The following is a 14,344-nucleotide window of genomic DNA, read 5'->3' as shown; positions in this document are numbered from 1 at the left end:
GGGCGGAAAAGCTGCGCCTTGCACATTGCCCAGAATTTCTCGTCGATTTCCTTATCTATCATAACGAGCTTTCCTGATTTAAGCGCTTCTTCCTTTGAGATTGTCTTTACTGATTTTACCGCATTCACTTCATCGATGATTCCAACGTCATGCGGCTCGATTACCTGCGCTCCGTTGTCCCAGTAAGCCTTGTAGCCGTTGTACTGAGGCGGGTTGTGAGAAGCCGTTACGACAACGCCTGTCTGAGCTCCAAGCTCGCGGATTGCGAACGAAAGCTCTGGAGTAGGGCGGAGGCCTGTGAAAAGATAAGCCTTGATTCCGTTTGCGGCAAGAATAAGGGCTGTAGCCTCTGCGAAGACATCGGAATTCTTGCGGCTGTCATAGGCGATTACCGCGCTCAAAGTTCCGTCTTTCGCTTTCTGGGGGAACGCTTTAAGAACGTAGTTTGCAAGTCCCTGTGTGGCAAGGTTTATTTCGAGAGTGTTCATGCGGTTTGTTCCTCCGCCCATAACTCCGCGCAGTCCGCCTGTTCCAAATTCAAGAGTCTGATAGAATCTGTCTTCAAGCTCCTTCATATCCTCTTTTTCGACAAGCTCCTCAACTTCCTTCCGGAATCTCTCGTCCTTTTCTTCTTCGATGTACTTTTTTGCACGCTCAAGAATTTCTGATTTTTCCATAAATTTCTCCCATAAAAAGTTCTATGCTAGTGAATCTGCACGCAGAATCATCTTTGTTTCCCATTCAAGAAGCTTTTGTTCTTCTTTTGGTTTGTTTCCTTTTACATCGCACATTACGCGGAAAACAGGCTCTGTTCCGCTTCCGCGCATCCACATAAATGCGACAGGCTTTTCGTTTTCATCGTAAAAAATGATTTTGAGTCCGCCTTTGCCGCTCTGCGAATAATCGTCAATGTTTTTGGTTTCAACGGTTCCGTTTGTTCTGACAGCAACATAGCTTTCAAAACCGTACAGTTCCTTTAATTCATTTTTATGCAAATTCCACTGATTTTCAAATATTTTTTGAAATTTTGCCTTTAAAATTCCGTGATCTGTTGTTTTTATCTGAAGGACTGCCCTTTCTTCGCTTACGCCAGTAGTCGTGTAAACAGGCAAAGTTTCAATTATGTCGCGCAATGTGTAGTTTTCTTTGTATTTTTCCATTTGGCCGCTTGCTTCGCACCAAAGATGAAAAAGACCTTTTCTCAAAACTCCGTTGATTTGGTCGTCTTTTAAAATCAAAAGTTTTATAAGCGCAAAAATTGTACAAAGAGGGTCGCGCACTGCCGCCGGATGAGTAATGTTTCCGCCGTTTGAACCTTCGCCCAAAATGCGCACTGTCCAGCCTTCTCTTCGCTTTTCGCGCGCCAAATTTACGACATTTGCTTCGCCAACTTCCGCACGGAAAACTTCTGCCTTAAAAGCATGCGCGATTTCTTCGATTCTCATTGATGTAGGGCCGTTTACCGCAACACCGACTTTTTGTCCGCCAAAAAAAGAGCCAGTTTGTCCATTTTTTCCTGATAAAAAGAGCTCTGCTTTTTTTGCAAGTCCGCACCCTTGAGAAACTTGAGCCTGATATGCCGAATATGCAAGTTCTGAAAGAACTGAAAGCGCAAATCCTTCCTGTGCTCTTAAAAACTTTGCTTTTTGTTCAATTTCGTCCCAATAGACAATATTTCCACGGTCTCCGTCGCAGTCAGGCATGTAGCCAAGAATGCAGTTTTTGTCGCCAGCGGCCTGTCTTATTTCGATTTCGCGTGCGCACCAAACTAAATTTTCCGGTTCAGGAATAATTTCGTGGGCGATTTGTCCTGGAGCGCTGTTGATTGTCGTTAAGGAAATTCCACATTCGTTTAAAAATGCTTTGTCAATGGACATTGTGCGCGCAGAACCGTTCATATCTGCTACTACGCACAGCGGTTTTTGAATCAAGTTTTGTCTTATTTTTGCAAATACCGCATTTTGTACGGCAGGCTCTTTCGAACCCGAAATTACTTCTTTTTCAAAATTTCTGTAAGTGTTTGCCGCCGAATGTTTTGTCGCGATTGATTCTGCAAAAACCCAATCCAAATCAATGTCAGAACAGGAAGAAGCCAATTTTTGCGCATATTCAGCAGCATCAGGACGGACGCATTTTTTTTCAAATTCTGCAACGAGTTTTGCGTTTTCCTGTCCATTCAAAACACCTCCGTCATTCAGCCCGAATTTAATTCCGTTGTAGCCAATCGGGTTGTGGCTTGCCGAAATATAGACAAATCCGTCCGCCGAATGTGCATAAACCATAATTTCTGGAGAGGCAATGATTCCAGTATACGAAACTGCAATTTTTTTTGCCAGAAAAACCCTAAGCATTGTTTCTGCAATTGCCGGACCTGTAGGACGAGTGTCCATTCCAACTATAATTAAAGGGGATTTTTTTTGAGCAAGCATATAGTCTGCAAAAGTTTCTGCTGCAAGCGCCGCGATTGTGCGGTTTAAATTTCCGATTTCGCTATTGCCGTCGTCTTTTTCTCCGGATTCAGCAAAAACCTTGCGCCAGCCAGACGCTGATGTAATCATCTTGTGTTCCATAACAGAAACATTTTATCACCAAAAAAGACTAATCGCAATAAACTAGAAAATTCTTGTTTTTTATTTGGGACCGCAAGCCGCTTTCAAACCTGCTTTCCACGGTTCCGCTTTTGCTCCATCCGCCGCAGGCGGACGCTGCGCGCCGTTCCAATCAGGGGTGCATTTTTTTTGTTTAAATTCAATATGCTTCCACAGAATATGCAAGGATTTTTTCTTTTCCCAGAATATCTGCAACCGAAACTGTAATTCTGTTGTGTCCCTTCGGAATTGCAATTTCGCCTAAGAGCTGTCTTTTTTGGTCTGGATAAATTACAGAAGAAGAATAGTTGCTCTTATTGTTTACGCATAGTTTTCCGTCTATGCTTACCAGCGCGTCGTATGTAATTGTGTCGGCGACTGCTCCGTTTACAAGAATTGCCGTTTTGTATGGCATAGAAACCGGCCGCTGTGCGCAGTAAATAAAGTATGTCCCCGAAGGAATTCTTCTATTTTTGTCAAAATTATATTCAGTTCCTTTTTTATTTACAGCCGTAAGATTGAGAATTTCAAGCGGAAGCTCGTTTCCAAAGCGCGGCATTAAAATTCGCGGATTTACGAGCGTTTTGGCCTTTAAATCGACAACCTGAAATTCCAAAAGAGCGTTTCCTTCCTGCCAGCCGGAGCTTCCGCAGGTTCCAAGAGGGGTTGCGTTTTCAACTTCCGAAAGTTCATATCGTTTTTCCTGATCGTCAGAATTCAAATTTGCATAAACTGTCATCAAGCTGTCGTCGTGAACGAGAATCACCGCGTTTCCAAGAGTGCTTTCAAAAAGCGAAGAATCTTCGTCATGTTCGCTCAAAACCGCGGTGACAGTTCCTTTGCTGGAAGTTTTAATTTCTCCGCTGTCGCTAAAAATCAGCGAAGGATTTATAACTCCGCCACGGGTGTGCGCAAAATATGCAAAAAAAGTGTCGGACATGATTTCTTCCTGCGGCCAGTCAAAACCAAAGGCAAAAAAAGAAACAAAAACTAATGTCAATATGGAATATATCTTTTTCATACAAAATCTGCCTCCGGCTTTTATTTAAACTCAATGTCCACTCTCGAAATCGAACTGTCTCGTCCGACAAAAAGCGAATTGTCTTTTACTGTTATGCAGGCGTTTTCCGCTTTAAAGCTAAATTTTCCGGAATAGACCGAGTGCTTTTGTATTACAGAAACTGAATAAATTCCGTCATTTTTGCTCAGGACAAAGATATTTTTTTTGTCGCCAGTTTCTTCTATCGAAAGAATATCGCCTTTTATCGGAATATGCTTTGATTTTAAAGTTTTGCAGTTTACAATGCCAAGACAGTCTTTGTGCGCAAAATAGCAGTAATCACCGGCGCTTGAAAATTTTACGAGAACCTGTTTTGTTGTGTCTGATTCCAGATATTCATGAAAGAAGATTTTTGTAATTCCGTTTTCTTTTTTTGCAAGTGTGAATCTCTGCTGTTTTTGACCGCTTACGCTCGCTGTCGATAAATCGTCATCCGAAACTGCAAGACCTAGAATTACAGGATATTTGCTTCCGCCTGGCTCATACTGCTGTTCGATTTTTCCGTCTGTGTCAAAAATAAGAATTGATCCGTCCGCATAGCCTGCGGCAACTTTTTCGTTTGTAGAATCCAGAGCTGTAATAGGAACATAATTTTCAAATTTCCATTTTGGCTCAAAATTTTCATTCAAAAAAACAAAGCTTGTTCCGCCTGGCAACATAAGAAATTTTCTGTCTTTTTGAAAAAACGGAAATCCTTGCATTTTTAGTTCTTTCTTTTGATTTCCTTCTTTGGATACAAGCTTTAGGCTTTTGTCGCTTGTTCCGTAAATGCAGTAATCATCTGGACTGATTGCAATTTTGTACGGAAATGTAAAAGTCTGAGCAATTCGGCCTTCTTCTGTAAAATATCCTGCGTTTTGTCCAAGCCTGAACGGAATATATTGCGAAGGTTCGATTTTGTTTGAATCTGGAGAAGTTTTGTTGCAGCCAACCGTCCATTTGGTCACAAAATGAATTTCTTTAGAAAGAGGCTTTACTGCACAAAATGTATATGCAAGCACAATCGTTGCGCATATCGTAGGAATTGGATTTATTTTTTTTAGCATGGTTATTTTTATGGTATAATGATTAAAAATTATGGTCAAGTTTGATAAAAAAATGTTTTTTTTATCAGAATGTTCTTTAATTTTGCAATAAAGTTGAAGAGAATGTGTTTGCTTGACAAAATACCGTTCTAAATGCAAAATATGCAAAAGATTGTTAAGAGTTTATAAAAAATTTGGAGAAAAAAGTGGAAGACGATATCCTTACAATTGAAGAAGTTGCAAAATATCTGCGTGTTTCTGAACGCACTGTTTATGACTGGGCTCAAAAAGGCGAAATTCCTGCTGGAAAAATTGGAACGGTATGGCGTTTTAAAAAATCAGAGATTGAAAAATGGGTAAATGAACGTCTTTCTTCAAATATCAAAAAAGAAGAAAGCAATCCTGAAGTAATCGTAAAAAACATTCTTTCACCAGACCGCATTGTTTTTATAAATCATACTACAAAACGCGATGCTCTTGTTGAGCTTGCAAACAATTTGAGCACAGCTCCTCAGGTAAAATACAGCGATGAGCTTGTTACAGAAATTTTAAAGCGTGAAGAGCTTATGTCTACAGCAATAGGCCGTGGAATTGCAATTCCTCATGTGCGCCTGTCTTCCGTGACAGACCTTGTAATGAGTGTTGGAATCTGCAAGAAGGACATAATCGACTATCAGTCAATTGATGAAATTCCTGTAAGAATTTTGATTATGATTGCAGCGGCTTATAATCAGCACACATATTACCTTCAGACGCTGAGTTTTTTCAGTTCAAAATTAAAAGAAAAGGCTTTGCGTGATAAGATTCTTGATGCTTCAACTCCAGAAGAGGTATATGCTCTTTTAACACGGAACTAGTCTTTGTCAGAACAGAAAAATTGTCTTTCTTTTAAGTTATTCGTAGAGTTCTACAGGAATCCAGTTTTTTCTGTCCTGCATGTCTTTTGCAATCATTCCAAAAGTTAGATTTTTTGCCGTAGTTTCTCCAAAAAGATATTCTTTTCCGTCGAGACTGTAGGTTTGTCCCTGTTTTCCCGGTAAATTTATTCCTACCATGGCATGGCTGTATTGAGTGCTTATAAACATAATTGAATCCAGTCCAAGATTTTTATAAAGGAGCATTAAAAGCATTGAGCGGCTGTCGCAGTCAGAGCCTGCCCCTTCGAGCGTTGCCGGAATATTTGTAAAATCGGCGCTGTCAGCTGAAGAGGATTTTCTTTCGTAGTTAAAATTTTGCGTCCAGGTTAAAAGTTTTTGCGCAATTGCTGCTTCCGGAAAATCCGGGGACTCTTTTTGACAATCTTCGAGCAGCGCGTTTGAAATGTCAAATGCCGCTTTTTTTGTGCGGCCCATTCCGTCTTTTGCAATTATCCTGTAAAAACGCTGCCATGCTTCTTTCCAGCATTTTTGGTTTACAAACAGTTTAAAAACTGAAAATTCACGGTCAACGACAAACTGGTTTGCTTCGGAATCATCTTTGTCCAAAACCGTGTTTATTTTTTTTCCGTCAATTGTGAGCGTTACTTTTTTTTGTCCGGCCTTTGGAAAGGCGAATGCGGTTATAAGTCCGCTTTCTTTAAAGCTTCCGCGGTCGACCATTATGCTGTCTAATATAGAAAGAATAAACTGTTCGCAGTTGTATGCCTTGTCTTCCGGGGCGAACGAAATAACTGTCAGAAAACTTTTTTTATCTGGAATAGGAATGGAAGCTCCCCAGCCGCACATTTTTGTGCCAAGCGCTTTTTCGCTTATTGTAATCTGAGAAACGGCGCATTCTCTGTTGCGCCATTTTGCCGTAGAAATTTCTCCAGCCGCAGAAAGTTTTTCTAAGGTTTTGCAAAGGGCTTGTGCGCTGCTTTGAAAATTTTCCTGCGGCCAGACTTTTACTGCGGTTTGGACCGGAAGAAGCTTGTGAGTAAAAAGAATTGAGCTTTCGTCTTCCGTCATATCTGAAATTTCTGACATTTCTGGAAAATCTATGCTGTAGCCGTAGATTGAACTTGAAATCAGTTCTGAAAACGAATGAAAACTTGGAAAAATTAAAAAGAATATTGCAAAAATCGAGCGGATAAAAGTTTGGTGGAATTTTTTCATAATTTTGACACTTCCATAAAATACTAGGCTAAAAAATACTTTTTTTGTAATATACACAACTGGACAAGGGATTGTAAGGGCGAGCGAAGCGCGTTCCAAAAATGTGATTGCGCTTTGCGAAATTGCATTTTTTGGAATGACAACCCTGAAAAGCCCGACGGCAACTTGTTNNGGTTTTTGCGCAAGCAAAAATGGCCCCAAAAAATCAAAAAAAATACTTACAGATTGATAATCGGATGAAAAATATTCAAATTGTATATGAAAATGAGGAAATTCTTCTAATAAATAAAGAAGCCGGAATGAGTGTTCAGGGCGGCGCAGGTATTGCGCATTCTTTGGACGAAGAGCTTTCTAAGCAGGTCGGTTATAAGGTTTTTTTGGTGCACAGGCTCGACAAGGAAACGTCCGGTCTTATGGTTGTTGCAAAGTCGGCGGCCGCGGCTAATAGATGGATTGGCTTGATTGCAGGAAAACAGGTAAAAAAAGAATATACGGCTGTATGTTTTGGATTGCCTTGTGTAAATGGAAAAACGGCTTTGGCTGGAACTTTAAAAGACAACGTTGTAAAAGCTGGACGTGAATTGAATGCTGTTACGGACTTTAAGGTTTTAAAATCTGGAAAAGTTAAAATTGTTTCTGGAACGGAAAATGCTGCTAAAAAGGAGGATGGTTCTTTTGAAAGTGAAGAAATCGAGCTTTCTGTCTTGCACCTTGCGCTTGGAACCGGAAGAATGCATCAGATAAGAATTCATCTTGCAAAGGCCGGCTGTCCGATTGTTCAGGATGATAAGCACGGAAACTTTAAATTGAATAAAAAGGCGCGGAAACTCGGCCTTAAAAAACTGTGTCTTGCTGCGACGACGATAACTCTTCCTGTCGATGGGAAAAAAACTGTTTTTAACGTGGATTTGCCGGAGCATATAAAAAAGGCGGCTGAACTTTTGTAGTTTTTTGTTATATAAGGAATTGTACTTGACATTTTTTTGTTAAAATCGTAAAGTATGTTAACATTTTAATAGTAATATTTAAATGGATCCGCGCAAACGGGTCCTTTTTTATTGCCGGAGCAAAATTACAGAGATTATGGATTATATACCTTTAACTTCTTATCCGCATTATCAGGAATGTGAAAATGTTGCTTCTTCGCTTGGCTACCACCTTGTTGAGTTAAAATTTTCTAAACATGGAAGCACGACTCATATTCTTGCTGTAATTACAGGAGATGATTCGAGTGTAAATATCGGCGTAAATGACTGCTCGAAGGTGCATCATGCGCTTCTTCCAAAAATTGAAGAAATTCTTGGAACTGATGATACTTACATGGAGCTTACTTCTCCTGGAATGGAGCGAAATATAAAAAATGCGGCTGAATTTGCGTTTTTTAAAGGACGTCAGGTCCGGGTTTGGGATAAAACAGTTACGGATTGGGTCGGTGGAAAAGTTGTTTCCTCTGACAATGCTTCGATAACGCTCGAAGTTGAAAATTCGGATGGTTCTGTTGAGCAGAAGACTGTTTCTTATGCAGATATAGCAAAAGCAAAATTTATTCATTTGTAATTGCAGAATTGAATTTTTTGGGAAGCCTCTAAAAAATGAGGCAACCGTTAATTTTTTTCTACTTCAAAAGGGAGAAATAATATGTCAGAAATGTCAGAAGCGATTCGGGAACTCATAGAAGAAAAGGGAGTTTCTGTAGAATCTGTTAAACAGACTGTAGAGTCTGCAATCAAGGCGGCTTACAAAAAAACTTTCGGAACAGCGGACAACTGCGAAGTTCATTTTGCAGATGATTTGTCGGATGTTTCGGTTTACTCGAAAAAAGTAATTGTAGATGGTGTTTACGACCCTGTGACAGAAATTGAACTTGAAGATGCGCTTAAAATGAGCGAGGAATGTGAAGTTGGAGATGAAATCCTTATTCTTGTTGATCCAAAGACTTTTGAGCGTTCTGCTGTTTCTACTGGAAAACAGGCTGCTCATCAGGGGTTGAGCGAAAGCTTTAAAAACAATCTTCTGGCAGAAAATAAAGACAAAATCGGCGAAGTTATCATTGGATATTATCAGCGCGAATACAACGGAAATATTTACGTTGATCTTGGTAAAGTTGAAGGAGTTCTTCCAAAAAAATATCAGAGCTCACGCGAGATTTATCAGAAAAATGACAGAATTAAGGCTATTGTTGTTGACGTAAAAACTACTTCTTCTGGAGTTCAGCTGGTTTTGAGCCGCACAGATCCTAAATTCGTACAGTCAATTATTGAGCTTGAAGTTCCTGAACTTGAAGATAAGACAGTCGAAATTTACAAAATTGTTCGTGAAGCAGGTTATCGCACTAAGATTGCAGTTTTCTCTAATAAGGAAGATGTGGATCCTGTAGGCGCGTGTGTTGGTCTTAAGGGTGTACGTATTCAGAATGTAATCCGCGAGCTTGAAGGTGAAAAAATCGACGTTTTGCGCTATGACCAGAATCCTGTTGAGTTTATTAAAAACGCGCTTTCGCCTGCCGAAGTTGAGAAAGTTTTGATTACGGATGAAGAAAAAAAACAGGCTCTTGCAATTGTAAACGAAAGTCAGTTCTCTCTTGCTATCGGAAAATCTGGCATGAATGTTCGTCTTGCAAACCGTCTCTGCGACTGGTCAATTGACGTAAAAACCGAAGAGCAGGCTGCAGAAATGGATTTGAGCCAGTTCTCTACACGCAAGGCTGCGGAAAATCTCTTTAACAATTCTTCAGAAGAAAGCGCTGGTTCTGAAGAAAGCGAACCGATTTCGACGATTTCTGAATTGCCAGGAGTTGATGTTGATGTTGCTGCAAAGCTCAAGGCTGCTGGATTTGATGATATTCAGACTTTTGTTGATTCGTTCGATTCTGATTCAATCAATGTTGAAGGCGTAACCCAGGAAGAGCTTGAAAAAGTGAATTCAATCATTCGCGATGTAGTTGAATTTGTTGAAGATGATTCTGAAAAAACAGAAGAAGAAAAGCCTGGACAGGAAGAAGAGGAAGAGTATTTCTGTCCTGAATGTGGCGCAAAAATCACTTTGGATATGACAAAATGTCCAAAATGTGGCGTAGAATTTGAATTTGAGTAATAAAAAACGGTAGAATAAAAAGTCTTTGAAATTTTAATATCGAAGGCTAAAAGAGTAGTGCGAGAAAAATTAAAAGGGGAAAAACGAGAAAATATGGCTGAAGAAACAGAGAAAAAGCCCGGATTTGTATTGAATAAGAAAAAAGCAGAACCAGCAGAAAACAAAGCATCTGCTGCTATTTCTGCAAATTCAGGTACACCGGAAAAGAGAAAAATTGTAGTCGTAAAGAGAAAAGCGCCTGCGCAGGCTCAGGAAAGTGCGGCTGAAAACGGAGAAAATAAAAAGCGTCCGGTTCCAGTTGTAAAAAAATCTCCTGTACCGGCAGCAGCAGCTTCTTCTGCTCCTCGTCCTCAGCAACAGCGTCCTGCTGGACAGACTCGTACTACTTTTGAAATCGGCTCTGCAAGACCAAATGTAAAAGCCGGCAATCTTTCAACTCCAAACCGTCAGCGTAACGGCGGTTACAACCGTGGTCAGAACGGTGGTTATGGCAATCGCGAAGGTGGCTATAACGGCGGTTATGGAAACAGAAATTATAACAATAACGGACAGCGTTCCGGAGGTTTTTCTGGAGCGCAGGCGCGCGAAAATTATCAGAACCGCGATAGAAACGCTCAAGGCGGCGGATTTAACCGTCAGGGCGGATTCAACCGCGGTCCAAACGGACAGGGCGGCGGATTTAACCGTCAGGGCGGATTCAACCGCGGTCCAAATGGACAAGGCGGATTTAACCGTGGACCAAATCAGGCTGGAAGACCAGGATTTGGCAGCCGTCCAGGATTTGGCGGTGGAAGACCGGGTTTTGGAGGAGCGCCAGTTGCATCTGCAATTCCTGAACAGAAAGGACCTGGAAAAAAGGCTTTTAAAGGCAAAAAACAGGTTTACAACAACCGCAAGGACAAGGAAGAGCTTTTTGACGAAGAAGAACTTTATAAGAAGAAGGCAGTTACTCCTGCAAGCGTAGTTCCAAAGTCAATCGATATTATGGAATCTGTTTCGATTTCTGATTTGGCAAAGAAAATGAACCTTAAAGCCAGCGAAATCATCGGAAAGCTTATGTCAATGGGAATGATGGTTACAATAAACCAAAGCATTGATTCTGACACAGCAACTCTTCTTGCTGCCGAATACGGCTGTGATGTTCATCTTGTTTCTCTTTATGACGAAACTGTAATTGAAAGCGACAAGGGTGAAGAAGGAAATGAGCTTCCTCGTCCGCCAATTGTTACCGTAATGGGACATGTTGACCACGGTAAGACAAAAACACTTGATGCAATCAGAAAAACAAATGTTGCAGCTGGCGAAGCCGGCGGAATTACACAGAAAATCGGTGCTTATCAGGTTAAGACTGAAAAGGGCGTAATCACATTCCTCGATACTCCTGGACACGAAGCCTTTACAATGATGCGTGCTCGTGGTGCTCAAATTACAGATGTCTGTGTTCTTGTAGTTGCCGCAGATGACGGTGTAATGCCGCAGACACTCGAAGCCTTGAGCCATGCAAAAGATGCGAAAGTTCCGATTATCGTTGCAGTTAACAAAATTGATAAGCCGGATGCAAATCCTGACCGAGTAATGACACAGCTTTCTGAACAGGGGCTTACTCCTGAAGAATGGGGCGGAGACACTCAGTACGTAAAAATTTCTGCTCTTAAAGGCGAAGGAATCAGCGAGCTTCTTGATGCAATTCTTCTTCAGGCAGAAATGCTTGAATTAAAGACTCATTGGGATACACGTGCAGAAGGAAAAGTTATTGAATCTCATGTTGACCAGGGACGCGGTGTTATTGCTGATGTTATGGTTCAGAGCGGTACATTGAGGGTTGGAGATCCGTTTGTTGCCGGAATTTATTCTGGAAAAGTACGCGCAATGTTCAACGACCGCGGAGAAAAAGTAAAAGAAGCTACTCCTTCTATGCCAGTTGAAGTTCTCGGTTTAGATGAGATGCCGAATGCCGGGGATCCGTTCCAGGTTACAGAAACTGAACGCGATGCCCGCGATATTTCAAACAAACGCCAGGAACTCAAGCGTTTTGAGGCGGCAAAGGCTGTTAAGAAAGTTACATTGGACAACCTCGTTTCTACAATCGAAGCAAGCGAAGTAAAAGAATTGAAGGTTATCATAAAAGCTGACCTCCAAGGTTCTGCAGAGGCGTTGAAACAGTCTCTCGAAAAACTCTCAACTCCGGAAATTCGCTTGAACGTAATTCATTCTTCTGCCGGCGCAATCAACGAAAGCGACGTTACTCTTGCGGCCGCAGATGAAAATGCAATCATTATTGGATTTAATGTTCGTCCAACGGCAAAAGCTAAGATGCTTGCTGATGAAGAAAAAGTAGAAATCAGAAAATACAACGTTATCTATAAATGTGTTGAAGAGATTCAGCAGGCAATGGAAGGAATGCTCCGTCCAGATACAATTGAACAGAATATCGGTATGGTTGAAGTTCGCAACACATTCCGTGTTCCAAAAGTTGGAGTTATTGCAGGATGTTCAGTTACAGAAGGTCTTGTTAAAAAATCAGCTACTGTTAACCTTATCAGAGACGGAATTGTTAAATGGACAGGAAAAATTTCTTCGCTCAAACGTTACAAGGACGATGCAAAAGAAGTTAAGGCCGGTTTTGAATGTGGTATCGGTCTTGAAAACTGGCAGGACATTCAGGTTGGCGATCAGCTTGAAGTTATTGAATACGTTGAAGTTGCAAGAAAACTTGGCGAATCTCTCGTAGATGAAAAAGCCGAAGCAGAAGCAAAGGCTAAAGAGAGAATTGCCGCTGCAAAAGCCGAAGCAGAAGCTGCAGCAGCGCAGATTGCCGCAGAAGAAGCAGAAGCAAAGGCTAAAGGAAAAGCAAAAAAAGCAGCAAAAGATAAGTTAAATCCTTCATTTGTTCCGAATGGAGATGCTGAATAATGGGTGAATTTAGACTTGCAAAACTGGGTGAGCAGATTCGCGGCGAAATTGCACTGCTTGTCAGCACCCAGAAAATAAAAGATCCGCGTGTTTCAACTTTTTTGACGATAAATCGTGTTGAAGTTGCCGCAGATTTGGCTTATGCAAAAGTTTATGTTTCGAGTTTTTTGCCAGAGGGACAGATTTTAAAAGGAGTTGCCGGGCTTAACAGCGCGGCAGGATTCATACAGTCGTCAATCGCAAGAAAACTTACAATTCGAAAATTTCCAAAACTCAGTTTTATTGCTGACAGTTCAATAAAGGACGGCTTTGAGATGGTAAATAAATTAAATCGTCTTGAAGCAGAGGAAAATGAGATCCGCAGACAGCAGACAGACGGGCAGTAACGCAAACTCCGGAATTTTGCTTTTAAGCAAGCAGTCCGGAGAAACGAGTTTTGCTTCTTTATCGGCAGTAAAAAAATCTCTTGGCACAAAAAAAGTCGGGCACACGGGAACATTGGATTCCTTTGCGGACGGGCTTCTTGTCGTTCTTACAGGCCATTTGACGCGTCTAGTTTCTCATATTACAAATTTTGGAAAAACTTACCTTGCATTGATTGAATTCGGCACGGAAACCGATACCCTCGATCCAACCGGAAATGTAATAAAGACAGGAAGAATCCCTGACGAAGAAGAAGTTCGCGCGGCTTTGAAAAAGTTCAAGGGAGAAATTGAACAGGTTCCGCCAAAATTCAGCGCGCTTCACGTAAATGGAAAAAGGGCCAGCGACCTTATGCGAAGCGGCGAGGAAGTTGAACTTGCGCCGAGAAAAATAACAATTCACTCAATCGTATTGCTTGATTTTTTTGAAAAATATGCTCTTGTCGAAGTCAGCTGTTCAAAAGGAACTTATATCCGCTCTCTTGCCCGCGATATTGCAAAGGAATGTGGAACCGTCGCTCATTTAAAGGCTTTGCGTCGCACTGGAGTAGGGCCTTTTTATTTAAAAAATGCGGCAGGCCATGAAGATTTGGAAGAATTTACGATTTCAAGCCTTGTATATGGCGAAAAAAAATCTTTAAAAAACAGAAAAAGCGATCCTTGTTTTGCGGAAAAGGTAAGAAATTCAACTTATCCGATGACGGCAGAAATTGCGCGTTTATGTGGATTTTCTCCGGCCATGCTTTGCACAGGCTACGTTCAAGATTTTGCCAACGGGCGTCTTTTAAGAAGACATTCGTTCTATTTTGAAGAAAAAACTCCTGAAAACTGTGAACTTGCGGTTTTTTATCCTGATTTAAAGTTTGCAGGAACAGTGAAAAGAAACGGCAGAAAATTCAGTTACGGTTTTGTAATTCAGCCGGAAGAGCAAAAACTGAAAATATATTCCTGGGAGCAGGTTGTAAACGGAAAGCCCATAAAGGATTTTGGAAGTCAGAAAACAGCCCTTAGCATTGGGAGTTTTGATGGAATGCATATCGGGCACGATTCGATTTTTGATTCAATTCTTGAAAAAAAACAGCTTGTGCCGGGAATTGTAACATTTCGCCATTCTACACGGCTTGAAAAGTCCGGAAAAGATTTTAGCGGA

At 41.1% G+C, this 14,344-nt stretch carries 10 protein-coding genes and 1 pseudogene; 7 read left to right on the top strand and 4 right to left on the bottom strand.

Annotation, left to right across the window (positions count from 1 at the left end):
- The 4 genes and pseudogenes from B3Y13_RS03740 to B3Y13_RS03725 all read right to left on the bottom strand — a co-directional run.
- Positions 1-677, bottom strand: a pseudogene (locus tag B3Y13_RS03740) (phospho-sugar mutase); the annotation flags it as partial.
- A gap of 21 nt (positions 678-698) precedes the next feature.
- Positions 699-2,570 (bottom strand): phosphoglucomutase, encoded by a 1,872-nt coding sequence (locus tag B3Y13_RS03735; protein WP_296692801.1) that lies wholly within the window; start codon positions 2,568-2,570, stop codon positions 699-701.
- Positions 2,571-2,748: 178 nt separating this feature from the next.
- Positions 2,749-3,609: a peptidoglycan DD-metalloendopeptidase family protein gene (locus B3Y13_RS03730; RefSeq protein WP_296669056.1), complete on the bottom strand. Its 861-nt coding sequence runs from the start codon at positions 3,607-3,609 to the stop codon at positions 2,749-2,751.
- Positions 3,610-3,629: 20 nt separating this feature from the next.
- Positions 3,630-4,694 carry a hypothetical protein gene (locus B3Y13_RS03725; protein WP_296692799.1) on the bottom strand — a complete coding sequence of 355 codons (1,065 nt, stop codon included), beginning with the start codon at positions 4,692-4,694 and terminating at the stop codon, positions 3,630-3,632.
- 185 nt (positions 4,695-4,879) lie between these two features.
- Between B3Y13_RS03725 and B3Y13_RS03720 the strand changes: the two genes are divergently transcribed.
- The 7 genes from B3Y13_RS03720 to truB all read left to right on the top strand — a co-directional run.
- On the top strand, positions 4,880-5,530 hold the full coding sequence (locus B3Y13_RS03720; RefSeq protein ID WP_296692797.1) for a PTS sugar transporter subunit IIA: 651 nt from the start codon (positions 4,880-4,882) through the stop codon (positions 5,528-5,530).
- A 1,472-nt stretch (positions 5,531-7,002) separates the two neighbouring features.
- Positions 7,003-7,713 (top strand): RluA family pseudouridine synthase, encoded by a 711-nt coding sequence (locus tag B3Y13_RS03715; protein WP_296669050.1) that lies wholly within the window; start codon positions 7,003-7,005, stop codon positions 7,711-7,713.
- Between the two features lie 136 nt (positions 7,714-7,849).
- A complete protein-coding gene (locus tag B3Y13_RS03710; protein ID WP_296692795.1) occupies positions 7,850-8,323 on the top strand; it encodes a ribosome maturation factor in 474 nt (157 codons plus the stop codon).
- Positions 8,324-8,404: 81 nt separating this feature from the next.
- Positions 8,405-9,859, top strand: a complete 1,455-nt coding sequence (gene nusA, locus B3Y13_RS03705; RefSeq protein ID WP_296020753.1) for a transcription termination factor NusA — start codon at positions 8,405-8,407, stop codon at positions 9,857-9,859.
- 93 nt (positions 9,860-9,952) lie between these two features.
- Positions 9,953-12,772, top strand: coding sequence for a translation initiation factor IF-2 (gene infB, locus B3Y13_RS03700; RefSeq protein ID WP_296692791.1), 2,820 nt, complete (start codon positions 9,953-9,955; stop codon positions 12,770-12,772).
- Entirely contained in the window at positions 12,772-13,158 is a 387-nt protein-coding gene (gene rbfA / locus B3Y13_RS03695; RefSeq protein WP_296692788.1) for a 30S ribosome-binding factor RbfA, read from the top strand. The genes infB and rbfA overlap by 1 nt, the downstream gene beginning before the upstream one ends.
- Positions 13,124-14,344, top strand: a 1,221-nt coding sequence (gene truB / locus B3Y13_RS03690; protein ID WP_296692786.1) for a tRNA pseudouridine(55) synthase TruB, incomplete at its 3' end; no start/stop codon positions are given. The genes rbfA and truB, both read left to right, overlap by 35 nt.

Origin of the sequence: Treponema sp. UBA7567 (assembly GCF_002476655.1) — a bacterium.
Taxonomy (GTDB): Bacteria; Spirochaetota; Spirochaetia; order Treponematales; family Treponemataceae; genus Treponema_D.
Note: the sequence above shows the minus strand (reverse complement) of the source record. Positions and strands in the feature narration are given on the sequence as shown.

Bases quoted from the DNA above. Each gene is read 5' to 3' on its own strand.
- B3Y13_RS03715 (WP_296669050.1), top strand. From the start codon at position 7,003: ATGAAAAATATTCAAATTGTATATGAAAATGAGGAAATTCTTCTAATA.
- B3Y13_RS03730 (WP_296669056.1), bottom strand. From the start codon at position 3,609: ATGAAAAAGATATATTCCATATTGACATTAGTTTTTGTTTCTTTTTTT.
- infB (WP_296692791.1), top strand. From the start codon at position 9,953: ATGGCTGAAGAAACAGAGAAAAAGCCCGGATTTGTATTGAATAAGAAA.
- B3Y13_RS03725 (WP_296692799.1), bottom strand. From the start codon at position 4,694: ATGCTAAAAAAAATAAATCCAATTCCTACGATATGCGCAACGATTGTG.
- nusA (WP_296020753.1), top strand. From the start codon at position 8,405: ATGTCAGAAATGTCAGAAGCGATTCGGGAACTCATAGAAGAAAAGGGA.
- B3Y13_RS03710 (WP_296692795.1), top strand. From the start codon at position 7,850: ATGGATTATATACCTTTAACTTCTTATCCGCATTATCAGGAATGTGAA.
- B3Y13_RS03735 (WP_296692801.1), bottom strand. From the start codon at position 2,570: ATGGAACACAAGATGATTACATCAGCGTCTGGCTGGCGCAAGGTTTTT.
- rbfA (WP_296692788.1), top strand. From the start codon at position 12,772: ATGGGTGAATTTAGACTTGCAAAACTGGGTGAGCAGATTCGCGGCGAA.